Source organism: Nostoc commune NIES-4072, from assembly GCF_003113895.1.
In the GTDB taxonomy this organism is placed as follows: domain Bacteria; phylum Cyanobacteriota; class Cyanobacteriia; order Cyanobacteriales; family Nostocaceae; genus Nostoc; species Nostoc commune.
Genome location: NZ_BDUD01000001.1, coordinates 3943024 through 3962110, shown reverse-complemented (window position 1 = coordinate 3962110; position 19087 = coordinate 3943024). Strand labels below are relative to the sequence as shown.

The following is a 19087-nucleotide window of genomic DNA, read 5'->3' as shown; positions in this document are numbered from 1 at the left end:
TAATTTTTTGCCCTAGCTCATAATAGTTTTTATTTTTTTCAAAAATGTTTGTCTTTTATAATTATTTATATCTAACGAAATGGTCATTGATTTGAGCATATCAATTTTTATGGAGAAAATTTCTGGATGCACAATAGATAGTAAAGAAAAATCTGTAACTTCATATGGCTTGAGTATTTCCTGTAGGAATGGTTGTTTTTCATAGTAACTTTGCTTGATAAACAATAATAGGTTTTGTCTGTACCAAGCAGCTACTTTTTCGTTATTCCACACTTTTTTTCTAAGGTAATCAAAAACTATATAACCTTTGCTACTAAATTCTTTCGACCAGTATTCTGGCCATTGTTCATTAATATGGTTCTCACCACCTTGACCAGGTATAGCCGCAGAAAATACAATTACATCACTAAGAGATGTTAAATAATCAATAAATAAGCTAGCACATTGAATTGGTAAATGTTCTGCTACTTCTAAAGATATAGCTATATCAAACTTATTTTCTAATTTCCCAGGATTTTCTAAATCGCAAGAAATAAAATTAGATTTAGGAATTACCAAAATGTTTTCATCTACATAGCTACCATCAATACCTAATATATCTTTTACACCATTGTCATGGAATACCTTTAACCAAGTACCGTCTCCACAACCAATATCAACTATACTTCTACAAAGTATGATATCTAAAATTAAAGGAACAATTACTTCAGCAGATTCAAGAGAATAGGATTTAATTGCATCATAAAATTCTTTTTTATAAAAATCATTTTTAAGATTATGGGATTTACTCATATATATTATCTCCAACTTTTTCTAGATTATTTTAATAATTAATAGTGCAAATATTCCAAACAGGATCAAGAAAAATAACTCCCATATTAGCAAACGGAGTACGACCAGTTCCATAAACGTCTGTCTCCTCAATACGAAAGCTTAAATAACCTGTTAAAGTATCAACATCAGTAGAACCATCGCCTAACCAAACATCTACATAATAATTTCCTTGTAGCAAGCAACTTTCTTTTAGAATACATTGCATTGTTGCAGCAGTACCTGCTGTCTCATCAGTCTCAAATCCTGTCATCCTAGTGTTGACTCCCCCAACCGTTCCAAAGGTTGCATGATTTATCACAACACCCATTACAGGAGCCTTGAGTTTAGTCAAAACATACGTATTGAAGGTCATTTCAATAATTAACCCTGCTCCTAAAGGAAAAGTTGTCTGTTCGTGACCATTCAAATCTAAAATTCGTGCAGAAGTAATTAAAGGTTTCGCCCAAGAAGGGCGGAAGGCTTGTAAATTAATTTTAACTTCCTGCTGATGTTGATTACCAGTGTCTAAATATCGCCTAATAGCGGATTCAGTTTTTCCATAAAAAGCTAACTCACCACTTTGCAGAATTATGCAAGAAGAACACAAATTACTAATCGTAGCCATTTGATGACTGACGAAAATCACTGTCCTTCCTTCAGATGCAACATTTTGCATTTTACCCAGGCATTTTTTCTGAAACAGAGCATCTCCAACTGCTAATACTTCATCTACAATCAAAATTTCTGGTTCTAAATGCGCCGCCACTGCAAACGCTAACCGCACGTACATCCCCGATGAATACCGCTTAACGGGCGTATCTAAAAATTTTTCTACCTCTGCAAAGGCTACAATTTCATCAAACTTACGCTTAATATCTACTTTGCTCAACCCTAGAATTGCACCATTAAGGTAGATATTTTCTCTACCTGTTAACTCTGGATGAAATCCCGTACCCACCTCCAACAAACTAGCAACCCTCCCCTTAATTTTGATGCTTCCTTTGGTGGGTTCAGTAATCCGGCTAAGAATTTTCAAAAGCGTAGATTTACCTGCACCATTTCGCCCAATAATCCCAACTCTGTCACCCTGCTTAATCTCAAATGAAACATCTTTTAACGCCCAAAACTCTTCTTGGGAATTTTGGATGTGGGATTTTCTATTTAGGAACGGTTTAAGTAAACCTTTAGCACCATTGGCAATTACATCGCGTAGTACAGTGTAGCCTTCTTGCTGCTGATGCCCAATAATGTATTTTTTGCCTAGATTATCAACTGTAATAAAACTTTCAGACATTGGCTTTTTATTTTGTCACTATGGTGTTGTTATATTCTATTTTTAATGCAAGAAAGTTTGAGCAATCGCCTTTTTAAATTTAGCTTTAGCTCATCCCTTTAAATTACATCTGCAAATGTCCGTTCTGTCTTGCGAAAATACCAAATACCACTGAACAATAATAAAAACACTACTGTAAAAGATAGTAAAAAACCCGGCAAAGATAACTTTGAATCGCCTCCCAAAATTGCCCATCGGAAGCCATCAATCACTCCTACTATTGGGTTTAAAGAGTATAGCAATTGCCATTTTGCTGGAACAACGCTACTGCTAAATCCCACAGGCGAGATATAGAGACCGAACTGCACAATAAACGGCACAATATAACGGAAGTCACGATATTTGACATTTAAAGAAGCAAACCACAACCCCGCCCCCAATGAAGCAGCGCAGGCAATAGCAATAAACACTGGTAGTGTCAAAATTCGCCAACTGGGGACAAAGTTATACCAAGCCATCAGCCCTAGTAAAATCATCCCCGAAACCAGGAAATCTACAAAGCTGACTACTACTGCGCTTGTGGGTACAATCAAGCGAGGAAAATATACCTTTGAGATTAAATTGGCATTGCCAATCAAACTATTACTGCACTCAGAAAGTGAATTTGCAAAGAATTGCCAAGGTAACATTGCTGAGAACACCAGAATCGGATAAGGCGCACCTTGTGAAGGCAACTTTGCCAATTGTCCAAATACAACTGTAAAAACCACCATCGTCAAAAACGGACGAATCAGTGCCCAAGCAATACCAATCGCTGTTTGCTTATACCGCACCAGAATATCACGCCAAGCAAGAAAATAAAATAATTCTCTATATTTCCATAAGTCTTTCCAGTACTGCTTTTCAGTACGACCTGCTTCAATGATTAGTTCTTGTTTATTCATTATTAAATTTATTTTCAAGCTGCGTGACTATTTTAGTTACAACTAAAAATGTGGCTTTAAGCATTTGTATTTTGGCGCAAAAGATAAAGGTTTTCCTTACTCCAAAGTAGCCATTTTCTATAAGAATATGTTTTTTCTACTTTATATCCAATTTGAGGTACTAAAGAAATAGTATATTTGTAATTATTACCACCCCAAAGGCAAGTGAAGTCAGCCCAGTTGCCACTGCTGTCTCTTGGACTTTTTTGATATTTAGGGTTGCATTTTTCCAGCCTGTTCCCGAAATACCAGCCGTTAAATTCAAACCCACCGTTGATTTGATTGGGAGATACTTGAAATTCTTGCATTAAATCATGGACGGCTTGCCACCTAACCCGATTCCACGAAAGATAGTCATGAGTTGCACTAATAGTAAACCCTCCATACAACAAAAGCATAATTAAGGATGTAGATACTGCCCAAGAAGCAATCCTCTTTTTACTACCGTTTTTCGTTGTAATTGAGACAAGCATCATTAACAAGGGTAATAAAAAAATGAGATAGCGATCAAACCAATAGATTTTTTTTAACACTCCAATTGGTAAGAAATACATAAAAATAGTAAAAAGAGTTAATACGAGCAACCACTTTTTCTCTACCTCTATATTTTGTTTCTGATTAACTAGCTTAAAAAAAGCAATTGAAAAATACTGAAATAATAAAGCAGAACCAATCAAGCCTACTATTGTAATATTTTTCCAAATTATATTAATAATAGTTATAGAAATAGGTTTTAATAAAAATGCTTCTTCATAAACTAAACCAAAAGGATTTATGACATTACCTACTAAAGGCATTTGCTTCTTTGCAGCTAAACAATATACTATTCCTGCTGCCACTATTATAAAAATAGTAAATAAGCTAATCCTTTTTTTAGTAAAAGATAATTTGTGGTATTGAATAGGAAACTTAACTATCAATAAAGGGAACAAAAATAATCCTAAATATATTGAAAATATAAGTAGGTTTTCAGAGTATATCGAAATTATCTCCAGAAAACCACTTGAAAAAGATTTTAGTAATTGTTTAGCCTGAAAATTATATAGGATAGGTATGCGTTCAGTAAGCTGTAACCATTTAGAGTAAGATAGATACAAAGCTATACCTACTAAAGTTGGAAAAAAAGCCTTAACAATGTTTCGGCTATTTAAACCTTTTTTTAGCAAGTATGCAAAACCAAATGCTGGAAGAATTATTAGATTAGACTGGCGATTAAGGATAGATACAAAAGCAACTACTATACCAATTAAAATTTCAAAGTGAGAATTTCGTTTAAGACCTCGTATTAAAAAATACAAAGCTAAAATAGCAAATGTAAAAGAAGGCACATCACTCATGAATGAGTTAGAAAGTACAAAATATAAAGGATTAAGTGCGACTATAAGCGCTCCAACCAGAGAATATTTAGGGCTAGAATTAGCCTCTCTCAATAAATCATAAGTTGTAATGACACCAATTAATCCTAAAGTCAAAGTTGAAAATCGAAGTGCAGTGAATGAGAAGCCAAAAGGTAGACAAAAAAGCGCTCCCCAAAACACCTGGGGTAAAAGATTTGTAGCAGTCCAGTCTGAAAGTTGAAAATTTCCTGTTTCTAATAATGTTTTGACGCTCCACCCATAAGCCCAATCATCATTTAAGGGAAAATTTCCTAGAGGATTTACCAGAATTACTGTGGCACTCCATATAAAAATTATTACTAAAATATTCTTTAGATCGAGGATTGAAAGTTTGAACTTTTTGCTACTTAAATTATTAGTAATACTCATAGCTGAGATGCCTTATTATCGATAATAAACAACTGTTTTTTAAACCATTGAGGCAGAGTTAAAATTAAAGTATAAATAAAGTAAAACAATATAACCCAATTCATAATCTGATCAACATAAAATAATAATCCTGCGACTGCTTTTATTTTTATCCAAACTGTTAATATTATTGCAAGTATTGAAAACATAGACAAAAAACGTAGACAACTTTCTTTTTTCATCCAAGATAAAATCTGAGGAAGAGTGAAGATTAAAAAAATTAAGCGATAAGCCCAACTATTAGTTATTAAAAAACTACCAATATAAATACTAGCTCCTAATCTAAAAGCATCTATAAAATTTATGTTAATGTTTTCATTTATTTGATAATTGAGTTTATACAATATGTATATTAAACACGATACAAAGATCACAATAGCTAGCAACAATATTATTTTTTGAGAAAAAGAATCAGGCAAGACTCTATAAATAGACTGTTTATTTATACCTAGAGTTTTTATTATGGCTTTAATATGATTAAATAAAGAACTAAGCAAAATTTTGGAACCATAAGACCAATAATTTACTTGTGGTGTTGCTAAATAAACTTGTTTAAAATTATTAAATTCTGCAATTAAATAGGAAACAAAGACTCCAGTTAAAAATGTGGTAATAATAAAAAACTTTCTTCTGCTTTCTCTCAAAATTAAAGACAAGGCAAAAATTGGGTATATTTTTAATATTGCTGCAAATAATAATAATAAATAAGAAGTAAGCCGCCAAATGATTTGGCTACTGTTTATCAATAAAAGAGAAATAGACAAAATGATAAAGATAATTAGATCGTTATTTGCTCGTTCGATCCCTAACATTACTGCTGGAGAACACAATACAAGGCTATAAATTAGTCCCTCTGCAAAATTTAGATTCTTAATACTTATCAAAACCATAACTAAAAATATTATTATGATTGATGTTCCGAGTAATATAGTATGGCTACTACTTAACCCTAAATTAGTAAGCGATAACCATATTCGGGGATAGTTAAATTCTGCAAAATAAGGCCAAGGATTACAGGGATTTTCCTTATAAATGTTGTAGCCTAGACGATGGCATTCAATCCCTGATGTAATTACCCATAAATCACCAAAAGGATAGGGTCTAGCTGGAACCCCTAGTAAATTCCAAAAATCATAGTAGTTTGTAAATAAAGTCGAAGAATATATCATCAAGAAATATATTGACAAACATGTTATAACTATAATCCGTCCATCAAAACTACTTGTTTTCTTTATTTGATATATTATGTAATTATATATACCTAAAATAAATTTCATATATATTTTATTATAAAGTCACGAATTAAACTAATTTAAATATTGCTATTTTTTAGTAAGATAAATTTTATCTTTTTAGAAGGCAAAATAAGCTAAATTGAGTTTGATTCAAAATTGCAATTATTAAATATTATAATTAAACTCTATAATTTATAGAAAGCAGAATAATATAGGCGATAATAATTATCTGCTCTCTACATTTTATAAGGTAATTATAAACATGATTGATGAAGCAATCATTTTTTAAAACCTAATATGTTTTTCAACCAAAGGTTGAGTATAACTTGCCAATACCCTCCACCAACTTTTATTAAACGGAATGAAGATACTCCCATGTCTGGAGTACGATTAATCCAAGAAATGGGAACTTCTTTAATTGAATAACCCATTGATAGGGGTATTAAACCTGTTTCAGCATTAATAGCAAAGCCTGGTTGTGTAAATTCCATTTTCTCAACTGCTTCTCGCCGCATGATTTTAAGGTTGTTTGTTAAATCGCGGATATTGCGAAGAAACAAAATTCTAACTAAAAAATGAAAGCCACGATTAACAAATATTTTTTGAAATGGGTAATTTAGCAGAACGCTATGACGAGAAAAACGGCTACCTACTACAACATCATATCCCTGAGCTGCTGCATCAAATAAATCACGTATTTCTGGCAAAACATGTTGAAAATCACAATCCATTGTTAAAATATAGCGACCTGTAGCTACTTTATAGCCATCTTGAAGCGCTCTGCCTACACCATTAGGTGGTGTACGAAATACGGGTTTAATAATTTGATCCTCATTAGCCAGCTTTTTAATTACTTCACGGGTATTGTCCCGACTGTTATCATCAACCGGAATAATTTCATGAAGATAGTCGCCAAATAATACTTTTAACCCGGTAATGAGCGGCCCAATATTCATTTCCTCATTATGACAAGGAATAACCACAGAGACAGCTTTTTTTAACTGCTCATGCTCACATAAGGAGATTTGAGGGCGCTCAACTATACGAGGAGGCTTTTGTGCATGAATCAGAATGTTTCCAGCTAAAGTTTTAATACCTGAGAGGTTTTCTAAGAGAATTGAGAGGTTACGCAGTAGCCATATTAGTTGTCGTGTCAATGGTGCGTAGACAAAATCGTTGTAAATCGCAAATACTCTAATAAAACCAATTTCAGAAATTAATTCGTAGAGTTCAGGACGGCTTAATAATCGTCTAGGATCATTGTTGCCAAAAAATTGGGAAATAAAACGACGGAATTTCAGAACTACATTCCAGGGATTACTTTCATAAAAAATTACCTGACCGCCGGGTTTAAGCAGTTCATAAACGTTTTGTAGAAGCCAGGGACAATTACGCTGATCTAAAATATCCATTGCAACTATAAAATCGAAGCGTTTTCCTTGTAATTCGCCTGGAATAGAGTAAGCATTGATGAATTCAACAGATTGAGATAAGTTATCTGGTCTAGCAATGTCAGTGAAAGTTACAGCAGTGATTGGGTTTTCTTCACGAGAAACTTTTAATAGTTCTTTAGTAAAGAGGCATTGACCACAACCAATTTCTAAGATAGTTTGCTCTGGTAGTAAATGTACCATGTGACGGAATGATTGCGCTCGCCAGAGAAGCCTATCTTGATAAATTGGATCACGTTTTAACCAATACTGATCTCGATACTGTTCACGTATGCTAAGAATTTTTGCAGATTGGCTATGCTTTTCGGTAATTAAAAGGCTTTTACTCATGATATTTTTTGATGGTTTATTGAAACAAGAGCTATTTTAGTAATCCGCTCTTATATTTGTAGTTTTAATTAAAATACCAATTTCGCACTAAACATATAGTTAACAACAGAACCTATAATTATTCCAATTAACGTATTTAATGTGTAACTAATACCTAACCAATCTAATACGGGAAATAGAATTAAACTCCTAATTGCTATCACTAATCCACAAGAAACATGATACAAAGGAATTTGTTTTAAGCAAATATATCTAAAATTCCATTTACCTTCTGGCCAAACCCAGGTGCGATAAACAAAGAAACTAAATAGCAGAGATATTTCAATTGAGACAATATTTGCTATATTCCGATGTAAAGGTTGTTCAATTTTTAATACCTCAATAATAGTCATCATGAGTAAAACATTGAAGGCTGCGGTAATTATTCCGCAAATGAGGAACCTAATTATTCGGTTCCTCATAAGTTTTTTTAGCATTATTTTCAATTTCGTAGGAAATATTCAATACTTATCAAAATTTAACTTTCAAAGCCAACGATTTACATTCTGGGAAAAAATCTCTTTTAAAATATCTGGAACAGTATAAGTTAACTGCCATTCTGGATAGTGATTTTGAAATTTACTGACATCACTAACCCACCAAATATGGTCTCCAATTCGATTGGATTCAATATAACTCCAGTCTAGTTTTTTCTCTGTAATCGCTTCACAATGTTGAATAGCCTCTAACATTGAACAATTACTGTAACGGCTACCCCCAATGTTATATATTTCTGCAACTCGTGGGTTTTGATAAAAATGGTAGAACGCATTCACCAAATCATAGCTATGAATATTATCTCTAACTTGCTTTCCTTTATAGCCATATACTTGATACGCATGCCCAGCCATTGTACATTTCATCAGATAGGATAAGAAGCCATGCAACTTTGTTCCAGAGTGGCTTGGCCCTGTTAAACACCCACCCCGAAAACTTGCAGTTTTCATATCAAAATAGCGTCCGTATTCCTGCACTAATACATCTGCGGCTACTTTAGAAGTCCCAAATAATGAGTGTTTGGTGTTATCAATACTCATGTTTTCATCAATACCCTGGTTATAGGGGTGAGTTTCTTCAATTTCCCAGCGTAGTTCTTGTTCAATTAGTGGTAAGCGATTAGGTGTGTCTCCATAAACTTTATTAGTAGAGCAAAAAATGAAGACCGCATTTGGACATATTTGACGGGTATTCTCTAATAAAACTAAGGTGCCGTTGGCATTAACGGTAAAATCAGTGTAAGGCTCATTGGCAGCCCAATCATGAGAGGGCTGGGCAGCTGTATGAATAATTAGGCTAATATCTTTACTATAAGTCTGGAAAATTCTAGAGATAGCTTCATGATTGCGAATATCTACATTATGGTGAATATAACGATCGCCATATTTATGTATGAGGCGATCGCGATTCCATTCTGTAGAAGCATCTTGACCAAAAAATGCCTGACGCATATTGTTGTCAATACCGACAACAACAAAGCCTCGTTCACAGAAAAAACTTACAGCTTCAGAACCAATTAGTCCTGCTGAACCAGTTATTAAAACAATATTCATGAGTAAATGCTCTATTAATTTCAAAATTAAAAAATCAGATATTAGGTGTTTAAATCAACCTGAAATCTTAAAGAGATTAATGTATAAAAATTGCAAAGCCTATTTACAATTTCCAAATATATTTAAGACTAAGTGTACTGACCGACACAGTTAAAATATCTGATGCTGTTGTGAGTAAGCATCTTTGCTTGTCTGCGGGTAAACTCTCCAACGGAGGGATTACCGTGTGGATCTATTACTCCTGCGACTTGTTGCCAAAGCTCTGCTGGTGCAAGTGAAATTTGATATGTGCGATCGCCACCTTGCCGAACGTAATACCATTTTGTCTGTTGACACTCTTGACACCAAAAAGCTTCTAACCATTCCCCTTCTATAGGTACTGCGGTTTGGTTCGCTATTAACATCAATGCATTTCGTCGGCTCATCCCTCGTTGCTGTAATTGACCTGCTTTGTCAGCAAACATTTTATATTTTTGACTGACACTATCGATATAACAGCCATGAATGGGGCAATAAATAGCCCGTCGTTTGGAACGTTTCCGATTTCGATCACACCTTCTCTGCAATTTAACCTCCTGTATAGACAAAAACTATGAGCAAGGAAGGCTATATTGGAGGGACTGAGATCAATAAGACCATCGAAGTCCAACTCCTAAAAAATACAGCAAAAATATTCAATTAACTCCTACATGTCTACTTACTTCACATCACTTTGAGACATAATTTTTATCTCATTAGAGAATAATGCCTGCTGTAAAACATGCAAGTATTGTTGAGAGATAACCTTAGGCGTGAAGTGCGATCGCAAATACTGGCGACCTGCTTTGCCCATCTGCTCTCCTATCTGTCGATCTCGATTCAGAAAGCGAATAAATTGTGCTAAACCTTGCCCATCTCCATTGTCAAATGTTCCACCACAATTTGCTTCAGCCATCAGTTGTCTAAGATATGAAGTCTGGGAGCATATTACTGCTACTGGTCGCCCAGAGGCTAAAGCTGAATATAGTTTGCTGGGAACAACTAAACCCTCTGTAGCTGAATCTACACTTACTAGTGATAGATCGCAAGCTGTTAAGGAATAAGGTAGCACTTGCTTATCTTGATAAGGTAGAAACGTAAAATTGTTCAGCCCTAACCGCTCTACTTCCATGATTAATTCATCGCGTTTGGCACCAGCACCAATGCAAACAAATTGAATTGGCTCATCTTGCAGTTCTTTTGCAGCTTCCAGCATTGTGTTGATATCATGACAGCGACCCATATTGCCAGAATAAAGTACGGTAAATTTGTTAACTAAGTTGTACTTCCAAGCAAACCAGTTTTCTCGCTTGGCAATCGGTACGATCGCTTCTGGGTTAGCCCAACTGTGAATTATCGAAATTTTATCAGCTACTTCGGGGCAATGCGCTACTATCTTTTGTTTCATCGCTGGACTAAGTACTACAATCCCCTTAGAATTTAACCAAACCTGTTTGTTGATCCTACGCCACAAGCGGACTAGCCAATTACGCCTTGGAATTACCCCTAATGCGATCGCAATATCAGGGTATAAATCATATAGAACGCAGACATAGGGCAATCGGAATAAGATATAAGCCAGATATCCAATCACTGGTAAAAATGGCGGAGCTGTAGTTAGTAACAAGATATTGTTACGACGCCAAGCTTTGAGGAGATAGAGAGTAGCACGTAATGTATATAAAACACCATTAACAGCTTTCCCACGAATTCTTCCCGGCCAAAGTTGGGCAGTGCGCGATCGCTGAATTCGGATTTGGTCAGTGCATTCAACTGCTGGGGCCGTATGAGAGCTAAATGCATATCCTGGCTGACTTGTAAAGACTTCAATATCTACCCCTTGCTTCCCTAACTGTTTCACTAATTCTTCAATCAACTGCCCTGTTGCAGCATAATCTGGAGGAAAAAATTGGGTAACTACAGACAATTTAATTGATTTTTGAGCTTTTGCCGAAGATTGATTATTGGCATCTAATTGAGTAGAAATGGATTGCAAAAATTTTTGATTAATCCATTCATTAAGTCTCATAAGCTATGTCCTAAGTCTGTAATAAATAAAGTTTTTTTAAATACGTCACGAAAAATAAAGCGAACCATTCATTTTGAATATTAAATTAATTTAACCAACTTTAAACCCGTTGAAACTATAGCCAATCCCGCACTAATCCAAATTAACTGTAGTATGAAATTCATTTTTTCTCGAATCACAACTCTCTATTCAAATATACCAATTTAGTAAATATCCAAAGATTTACTTTATTGATAGTAAATTCATAATAAACTAAATTTAATATTACGCATATTACACTATGAATGTTCATTAAATTTAAGATTCGATTTTCACAATACCATGTTTCAACATTAAACGAAGTTGTTCATTAAAAATTTATATTCTCAAAATACATCTAAGTTAAATCTTTATAAACTAAATATTTTATCGGTTATTAAGTTCTCAAATATCAAGTTATTAGCTATCAAATTATTGCCATTTAGTAGCCGAATAACTAAGTAAGTGGATATAAATATTTGTCGATAAAAAGTTTATTTTATTGGCTATCAAGTTATTGAATAACTAAGTTAAGTGTAAGTGTGACTAAGTAAGTGGGCATAAATATTTATTTGTCGTTGGTATAAGACAGCAAATAGCAATGCTGAAGGTAAGTAGTGCCATTTTGTTTTCTCCCTACATCCCTTCAGCCAGCGCTGTAGATGGGTAACTGGCGTTAAGACGCTGAGAGCGATAATATAGCGTTAACATCAAAGCATTTAGTCATCAGCAATTGCACCAAGCCGAAGCGCAGAAGGGAAGAGGATTTTAGCGTACTTTATCAAATAAATATCTTATTTAGAATAGATTAATGCTTATATCAAAGCTACCTCACTAAAGCTTTTAATACCCTTTCTACTTAATCCTGATCAGTATATTACCGAATATTAAGCACATGATGGAGAACTCTTCTTCTCAATCCTCCAGTTCCAATCACAGTAATAATTCTGTGCCTCCATATCCTCAAAATCAACTTGTTCCGTGGACTGAGGAACAAAAAGACGACAGGAGCTTTCAAGAATTTCTAAGTGTTTTACAGCGACGAGCGCTAGTCATGACAGGTGTAACAATTGCTATGATGACAATTGTAGTGATTAACTTGGTGATCAACCGGAAGCCTCCAGAATATGAAGGCAGTTTTCAACTATTAGTGGAACCTGTAAATGATGACACCAAAGCTGTTGATGTCGTAAAAGACTCTAACTCACAGGTGTCTAGTTTAGATTATGAAAGTCAAATTCAGGTTCTTAAGAGTCCTGAAGTGATGAGAAGCACCCTTAAAAAGTTACAAGCTTCCTATCCAGGAATCAGCTATGATTCTCTTCTCGAATCTTTGAAGATTACTCGGTTAGGTGAGACAAAGATAATACAAGTCCGCTATGGAAGTAGTAATCAAAAGCAGACTCAATTTGTACTAGAGCAAATTGCTGAGAATTATTTGGACTACAGTCAAGTCAGGAGGCAAACTAAGTTACGCCAAGGGCTTAAGTTTGTTGAAAATCAACTAATATTTACACAAAACCGCGTAGATCAACTCCAAAAAGAGTTACAATTTTTCCGGCAAAAGTACAATTTTAACGATCCCGAAACCGAAGAAACACAAATTAGTTCACAAACCGTTGAATTATCTCAGAAAAGACAAGCAATTGATCTACAGTTAGCTCAAGCTCGTGCTAATTTGGCTATCCTACAAGGAAAAGATGGAGCAACGACAATGCTTAATAGTGCTCCATTATATCAACAGTTGATTACTCAAATACGCGAATTTGATGTTCAGATTGCTACAGAATCAACCCGTTTGCAGGACAGGAATCCAACCATCCAAACATTGAAAGAGAAACGAGCGAGTCTTTTACCTTTGTTACGTCAAGAGGCGCAGCGTTTATTGGGTGTAAAGTTTGCAGAAGTAACAACGCAACTTCAGACCTTAGAAGTACAAAGCCAAGAGCTGGCTAAAACAGAACGGGAACTTGCACAACGCCGCAACCAACTGCCAATTTTAAATCGACAGTACACTGACTTACAGCGCAAATTAAAAATTGCAAATGAGAGTTTAAATCGGTTTTTATCAACCCGCGAAAATATCCAAATTCAAAAATCCCAGACAGAGCTTGGTTGGCAATTACTTCAAGCACCGACTACGCCAAATACTCCTGTTTCTTCTTTTAATATCCAACGTAATTTTATCCTGGGATTAGTTGCAAGCGTACTCTCAGCAATTGGTATTGTCATATTGATTGATAAGTTAGACAATACTTACCATACTATTGAGGAACTGAAAACAAAACTCAAACAGCCAGTGTTAGGGAATATTCCTTTTGAAAAGCAAGTTAAAAATAACCAAAACCGCAGTTTTAATAAAAAGAGTCCCTTAGTAAATATACCCAACTATTTTTATCAAGGAATTGCTGAGTTGAGTGTTTTACCAGATCAAGAATATGGTGATTCTTCAACTAACTTTTTAGAAGCCCTACGGGTACTTTATACCAATATTCAACTACTCAATTCCGATCGCCCAATTCGCTCCATAGTTATTAGTTCAGCTATGAATGGTGATGGAAAGTCTACGGTTGCTCTTCATCTAGCTCAAATAGCCACAGCAATGGGGCAACGAGTCCTACTTGTAGATGCTGATTTTCGTAAACCCACAATTCACGATTTATCAGGTTTAAATAATCTATGGGGATTAAGTAATTTAATTTCTACAAACTTGCCAGTGCCAGAAGTAATACGACAACTACCTTCCATGAACCAATTATCTGTCATCACTGCTGGGCCAATACCACCAGATCCTACAAAGTTGCTCTCATCTCAAAAAATGAAGCAACTAATAGCAGATTTTCATAACAGCTTTGACTTAGTGATTTATGATGTCCCTTCCTTGGTAGGATTAGCCGATGCTAGCCTGATAGCACCCCATACTGATGGACTTTTAATAGTAGTTAGGATTAATAAAACAAATTCCTCAATGCTACAAGTAGCTTTAGATAACTTAAAAATTTCTCGATTGAATATATTAGGCATAGTTGGTAATGCTCAGAAAAGTACCAACAATAGTTTTCTTAGCAAGTAAATAGTCGCGTCAGCACGACGACTAGCTAACTATAAATCCTAAATCATTTATGAAAAATGAAAAATCACGATTGTTGATTTCATACTGCCCTACTCCTCCTGCATCCTAAAACTTCCAGCCTTTTTTTGTGCTTTTTTCAAATCGAACTCACGTAAAAACTAAATTGGCAGAGTAATAATAAACTTTGTTCCCTGACCAGAGGTTGACAAGCAGTTGATTTGTCCATTGTGTTTATCGACAATAATTTGGCGACTAATAGCTAATCCTAGCCCAGTTCCTTTACCCACAGGTTTAGTTGTAAAAGATGGCTCAAAAATTTTAGCTTGCACCTCGGTAGTCATACCAAGAGCATTATCTTCAATGCAAATTGTCACAGTTTTTTGCTGATGATCGACCGATGTAGTAATCGTAATGGTGTTATGGGAAGCGGCTATCTTCTCATCTGAGTACATTTGATGAAGACCATCAAATGCATCAATTGCATTGGCAATAATATTCATAAGCACTTGATTCAATTGTCCGGGATAGCAAATAATTGGAGGCAACTCACCATATTGTGTGAAAACCTCGATTTTAGGGCGGTCTACTTGGTCTTTTAGTCGGTGTTTTAATAACATTAAGGTGCTATTGATTCCTTCGTGAATTTGAAACTCTACCTTAGATGAAATATCAGATCGAGCAAAGGTTCTTAAAGAAAGGCTTATGTCTTTAAGACGACCAATTCCCTGGTGCATTGATAAGAGAACTTTTGGTAAATCTTCAGTGATATATTCTAAGTCAATTTCTTCAATAAGTTCTTCAATTTCCAAATCTGGGTGTGCTAGCTTTTGCTGTTGTAGATTCACCAAATGAAATAGATCCTTTACATATTCCTCAATATGAAAGCAATTTCCACTAATAAAACCAATTGGGTTATTAATCTCATGACCTATGCCTGCAACAAGTTGTCCAAGTGTGGACATTTTCTCACTCTGGATTAGTTGTAGTTGGGTTTGTTGTAATTGTTGTAGAGATTGGGATAATTCTGCGGTACGTTCTTGCACTCTTTCTTCTAAGGTACGGGTGAGATGGGAGATTTTCAGGTGTAATTTTAATCGAGCAATTACTTCTTCGTGTTGGAAGGGTTTGGTAATGTAGTCAACTGCACCAATTTCCAACCCTTTCACTTTGTCTGTGGCATCCGTCAAGGCAGTCATAAAAATGACCGGAATATTCTGAGTGATGGCATTGGCTTTCAGCCTGCGGCAAGTTTCAAATCCATCCAAACCTGGCATCATTACATCCAGGAGAATCAGATCGGGATGGGCATATTCTGTTTGTTCGATCGCTGACTCTCCATCGGTTGCCATGAGTGCTTTCCAACCACATCCCTGAATCGCTTCAGATAGAACCTTAAGATTATTTGGATTATCGTCCACCAACAGGATATGCATTGGTTGCAAAAAAGATTCGGTCATCATGGATGTGACTCCGTTGCTACAAATGATTTTAGGAACTTACGGATTTTTGCGGTTTGAAAGTTGGCAGTGAGTTTGCTCAACTCAGTTGTGAAGGCAGTTAACTGAGTGTCTTGCTTGATTAGCTCTTCTATAATTCCCTCGATCGCTGGAATATCTCCCATCATTGCTAAATGATAGAGTTGTTGCAAAATATCCTGAGATGGCAAAACCAATTTACTATTATCTATTTGCTCATTCTTGGGAGATAATTGCTGAGGTTTAGATTGAGTATAGATCCAGTCAAATTCTAGTAGCGATCGCTTTGCTACTGCCTCAAAGGCAGAATGCAGCGCATTAAATAGTTCATCAATTTGCAGGGGTTTAGGCAAGAATGCTGTAGCTCCTGCCTGTAAACTTTGTTGCCGATTTTCTTCAAATACGCTGGCACTAGAGACAATAATCGGAATAATCCGAGTTTGGGGATTCTGTTGTAACTGAAGCATTAGCTCAAAGCCATCCATATTGGGCATGGCTAAATCAAGCACAATCACATCTGGTTGATGTTCAGTTACCATCTGTAGCCCATGTTTGCCGTCGCTTGCTTCCAAGGTTCGACAGCCGATTTCTTGTAGCATACTGGTCAACATAGAACGGTGGTTGCGATCGTCATCGACAATCAAAATTTGAGGTGCAATACCTCGAATACCGACGATTTTCTGCTGGGATGAGGGGATGTTTACTGGCTGCCAGTCATGGGAAACTGGTACTATTACTGTCAAATCCAACCAAAATAGACTACCTTCACCTTGGCAACTCTGCACTTGAATTTGGCTGTCCATCAATGCTGCAATTCTTTGACTGATTGCTAATCCCAAGCCAGTACCTTCAGATTTCCGTCCAGCCTCACCTACTTGCTCAAAGGCTAAAAATATTTTCTCTAGTTGGTCTGGTGACATCCCAATACCTGTATCTTCAATTTGAAAGCGAATCTTAGTGATTGGGGATTGGGGATTGTCCTTGTCCCCAGTCTCCAGTACATCTACTTTGAATGTCACGCTCCCATTGTCTGTAAACTTGATAGCGTTGCCTAATAAGTTGATCAACACTTGTCGGAGCCGCTTTTCATCTACTTGAATAACAAGTGGGAGGCGATCGCCCATGAAAATGTTAAATGCAATTCCTTTCTGCTTGGCTCGAATACTGCAAATCTCGGTGACACCATGTAAGAAAGTGGGCAGATGTACATTAGTCGCAACTAATTCTAATTTACGAGCTTCAATTTTTGAAAGGTCGAGAATGTCATTGATTAGCATTAAAAGGTGTGTGCCACATTGGTAGATAATGCTGACTCCTTCTAGGTTTTTCTCTGTCATGTTTGGCGATACCTCAAGCACCTGAGCAAAACCAAGGATGCCATTAAGCGGTGTGCGTAGCTCATGGCTCATATTGGCCAGAAACTCGCTCTTTGCTTCGTTAGCAGCATCAGCAGCTTGCTTTGCTTCTAGCAGTTGATGAGTTCGTTCTTCAACTTTGAACTCTAAGGTTTTGGAATAATCTAATAGTTGACTATTAGCAATTTCTAGTTGCCGATTCGCTTCTTCTAACTTCTGCTGTTTATAGGCATTGGTTGTGGCAACTACGCTGCTGATGAAGGCAGCTAAGGCGGGTGTTATGGGAATCAGAACACCGTGCAAAAACATCCCGTAACCACCACCCATGAATGCGCCACTGATGCCTACGGTTGCCCAAAGAATTTTGCCGCCTGGAATCTGTCGCCGGGTACGGGCACTAGCTAAATACCAACTACCACCAGAACCGATAAAAGAGCATAAAAGAATCCAGAGCGACACAGCCATTCCAGAAATGCCATGCAGGTTTGCTTTCCCTGTTTTTGCTCCTTCTACTAGTTGATGGGCAATATTGGCATGGATAATAACACCTGGTGTAGGTTTTTGGGCAGAAACCAAGGAGGAACTGAAGGGTGTGCTAAAAAAGTCATTGGTACTGGCAGCAGTTGACCCAATAAATACCATGCGATCGCGCATCAGGTTTGCTGGAATTTTTCCTGCCAACACATCCCGCATCGTAACTGTGCGAAACGCCGCATCTGTTCCGTACCAGTTGAGCAAAATTTGATAGCCGCCGACATCAGCATCAGAATAACCTGCTTCTTGATTGTGTAATGGTAGGTAGATTTGATTACCTAAGCGAAACTTCTGCTGCTTTTCGTCAACGGATTCTAAAGTTATTTTTTCGGCTTCAAGGTACTTGAGGGCTACAAGAGTTCCCAGTCCTGCTTTAATTGTTCCCTCTTCCTTGGCATCTACTGCTGTAAGTAAGGCACGACGCACATGGCGATCGCCATCCAACACCAAATCTGCTAATCCGACTTGACCGAGTTTTTTCAATTCTGGTGGCGGATTGACATGCTCTCCGGTAATTTTCTCAACGCCTATTAAATTGGCACTGTTGCGGAAGACTTTTACAAGTTGATCGTATCCACTGCCTTCGGGTAAATCCCGATAGAGATCCAAACCGATGGCGCGGGGTTGTTGCGCCTGGATTTTTTCTAGTAATTGTGCTAGTGACCAGTCTGGAATTGGCCATTTACCAACTGATTGGATATCTTGTTCATCAACTGTGACAATTATAATTTTGTCAGCTATTGTATTTTGCGTAGACGCAAAGCGGCTTGCCGGAAGGCATCGCTGTCGTATCCATTCATCACGAAGTTTCCACTCAGGCAAATTAAAAAGTCCCAAAGACTGCCCAACAATAACTGTCAGAGCAACGCTGGGACTAATAATCAAAACACTGCGAGAGCGTTGGATGAAAGCTTGGAATTTACGCCACATAATTTCGCCAGAGGCTTAAATAATATTGATTAGTATTCGTCAGTTTTACTCCAGTAACACTTGTCTGAAATTGGGGATTGGGCATTGGGCATTGGGCATTGGGCATTGGGAAGAGGGGAAAACTCTTCTCCCTTGCTCCCTGCCCCCTGCCCCCTGCCTCCCCTGCTCCCACTGCC

At 36.6% G+C, this 19087-nt stretch carries 14 protein-coding genes; 1 reads left to right on the top strand and 13 read right to left on the bottom strand.

Features of this window, described 5'->3' with window-relative positions:
• Window positions 1-12: 12 nt before the first annotated feature.
• The 10 genes from CDC33_RS17575 to CDC33_RS17530 form a co-directional block, all read right to left on the bottom strand.
• A complete protein-coding gene (locus CDC33_RS17575; RefSeq protein WP_109009572.1) occupies window positions 13-792 on the bottom strand; it encodes a methyltransferase domain-containing protein in 780 nt (259 codons plus the stop codon).
• 31 nt (window positions 793-823) lie between these two features.
• Entirely contained in the window at window positions 824-2107 is a 1284-nt protein-coding gene (locus CDC33_RS17570) for an ABC transporter ATP-binding protein (RefSeq protein ID WP_109009571.1), read from the bottom strand.
• Between the two features lie 98 nt (window positions 2108-2205).
• Window positions 2206-3030 (bottom strand): ABC transporter permease, encoded by an 825-nt coding sequence (locus CDC33_RS17565; RefSeq protein ID WP_109009570.1) that lies wholly within the window; start codon window positions 3028-3030, stop codon window positions 2206-2208.
• A 56-nt stretch (window positions 3031-3086) separates the two neighbouring features.
• Window positions 3087-4835, bottom strand: coding sequence for a glycosyltransferase family 39 protein (locus CDC33_RS17560; protein WP_109009569.1), 1749 nt, complete (start codon window positions 4833-4835; stop codon window positions 3087-3089).
• Window positions 4832-6151: a hypothetical protein gene (locus CDC33_RS17555; protein WP_146195833.1), complete on the bottom strand. Its 1320-nt coding sequence runs from the start codon at window positions 6149-6151 to the stop codon at window positions 4832-4834. The genes CDC33_RS17560 and CDC33_RS17555 overlap by 4 nt, the downstream gene beginning before the upstream one ends.
• Window positions 6152-6387: 236 nt before the next feature.
• Window positions 6388-7890 carry a glycosyltransferase gene (locus CDC33_RS17550; RefSeq protein WP_109009567.1) on the bottom strand — a complete coding sequence of 501 codons (1503 nt, stop codon included), beginning with the start codon at window positions 7888-7890 and terminating at the stop codon, window positions 6388-6390.
• Window positions 7891-7958: 68 nt separating this feature from the next.
• Window positions 7959-8351 (bottom strand): GtrA family protein, encoded by a 393-nt coding sequence (locus CDC33_RS41685; RefSeq protein WP_219930042.1) that lies wholly within the window; start codon window positions 8349-8351, stop codon window positions 7959-7961.
• A gap of 63 nt (window positions 8352-8414) precedes the next feature.
• The gene (locus CDC33_RS17540; RefSeq protein ID WP_109009565.1) at window positions 8415-9479 is read right to left on the bottom strand and encodes an NAD-dependent epimerase/dehydratase family protein; all 1065 of its coding nucleotides are present in this window, start codon (window positions 9477-9479) and stop codon (window positions 8415-8417) included.
• A 128-nt stretch (window positions 9480-9607) separates the two neighbouring features.
• Window positions 9608-10045: a hypothetical protein gene (locus CDC33_RS17535; RefSeq protein ID WP_109009564.1), complete on the bottom strand. Its 438-nt coding sequence runs from the start codon at window positions 10043-10045 to the stop codon at window positions 9608-9610.
• A gap of 131 nt (window positions 10046-10176) precedes the next feature.
• The gene (locus tag CDC33_RS17530; RefSeq protein WP_109009563.1) at window positions 10177-11526 is read right to left on the bottom strand and encodes a glycosyltransferase family 4 protein; all 1350 of its coding nucleotides are present in this window, start codon (window positions 11524-11526) and stop codon (window positions 10177-10179) included.
• A 916-nt stretch (window positions 11527-12442) separates the two neighbouring features.
• Here CDC33_RS17530 and CDC33_RS17525 point away from each other — a divergent pair.
• The gene (locus CDC33_RS17525; RefSeq protein ID WP_109009562.1) at window positions 12443-14617 is read left to right on the top strand and encodes a GumC family protein; all 2175 of its coding nucleotides are present in this window, start codon (window positions 12443-12445) and stop codon (window positions 14615-14617) included.
• A 158-nt stretch (window positions 14618-14775) separates the two neighbouring features.
• On the opposite strand, the gene CDC33_RS17520 is transcribed toward CDC33_RS17525, so the two are convergent.
• From CDC33_RS17520 to CDC33_RS37855, 3 genes are read right to left on the bottom strand one after another with little or no spacing between them, the layout of a single operon-like run.
• Window positions 14776-16077, bottom strand: coding sequence for a hybrid sensor histidine kinase/response regulator (locus CDC33_RS17520; RefSeq protein ID WP_109009561.1), 1302 nt, complete (start codon window positions 16075-16077; stop codon window positions 14776-14778).
• Entirely contained in the window at window positions 16074-18911 is a 2838-nt protein-coding gene (locus CDC33_RS17515) for a CHASE2 domain-containing protein (RefSeq protein ID WP_109009560.1), read from the bottom strand. Before CDC33_RS17515 ends, CDC33_RS17520 begins: the two co-directional genes overlap by 4 nt.
• Window positions 18901-19083, bottom strand: coding sequence for a hypothetical protein (locus CDC33_RS37855; protein ID WP_146195832.1), 183 nt, complete (start codon window positions 19081-19083; stop codon window positions 18901-18903). Before CDC33_RS37855 ends, CDC33_RS17515 begins: the two co-directional genes overlap by 11 nt.
• Window positions 19084-19087 lie beyond the last annotated feature (4 nt).

Coding starts and splice junctions, on each gene's coding strand:
- CDC33_RS17575 (WP_109009572.1), bottom strand. CDS start 792: ATGAGTAAATCCCATAATCTTAAAAATGATTTTTATAAAAAAGAATTT.
- CDC33_RS17570 (WP_109009571.1), bottom strand. CDS start 2,107: ATGTCTGAAAGTTTTATTACAGTTGATAATCTAGGCAAAAAATACATT.
- CDC33_RS17565 (WP_109009570.1), bottom strand. CDS start 3,030: ATGAATAAACAAGAACTAATCATTGAAGCAGGTCGTACTGAAAAGCAG.
- CDC33_RS17560 (WP_109009569.1), bottom strand. CDS start 4,835: ATGAGTATTACTAATAATTTAAGTAGCAAAAAGTTCAAACTTTCAATC.
- CDC33_RS17555 (WP_146195833.1), bottom strand. CDS start 6,151: ATGAAATTTATTTTAGGTATATATAATTACATAATATATCAAATAAAG.
- CDC33_RS17550 (WP_109009567.1), bottom strand. CDS start 7,890: ATGAGTAAAAGCCTTTTAATTACCGAAAAGCATAGCCAATCTGCAAAA.
- CDC33_RS41685 (WP_219930042.1), bottom strand. CDS start 8,351: ATGAGGAACCGAATAATTAGGTTCCTCATTTGCGGAATAATTACCGCA.
- CDC33_RS17540 (WP_109009565.1), bottom strand. CDS start 9,479: ATGAATATTGTTTTAATAACTGGTTCAGCAGGACTAATTGGTTCTGAA.
- CDC33_RS17530 (WP_109009563.1), bottom strand. CDS start 11,526: ATGAGACTTAATGAATGGATTAATCAAAAATTTTTGCAATCCATTTCT.
- CDC33_RS17525 (WP_109009562.1), top strand. CDS start 12,443: ATGGAGAACTCTTCTTCTCAATCCTCCAGTTCCAATCACAGTAATAAT.
- CDC33_RS17520 (WP_109009561.1), bottom strand. CDS start 16,077: ATGATGACCGAATCTTTTTTGCAACCAATGCATATCCTGTTGGTGGAC.
- CDC33_RS17515 (WP_109009560.1), bottom strand. CDS start 18,911: ATGTGGCGTAAATTCCAAGCTTTCATCCAACGCTCTCGCAGTGTTTTG.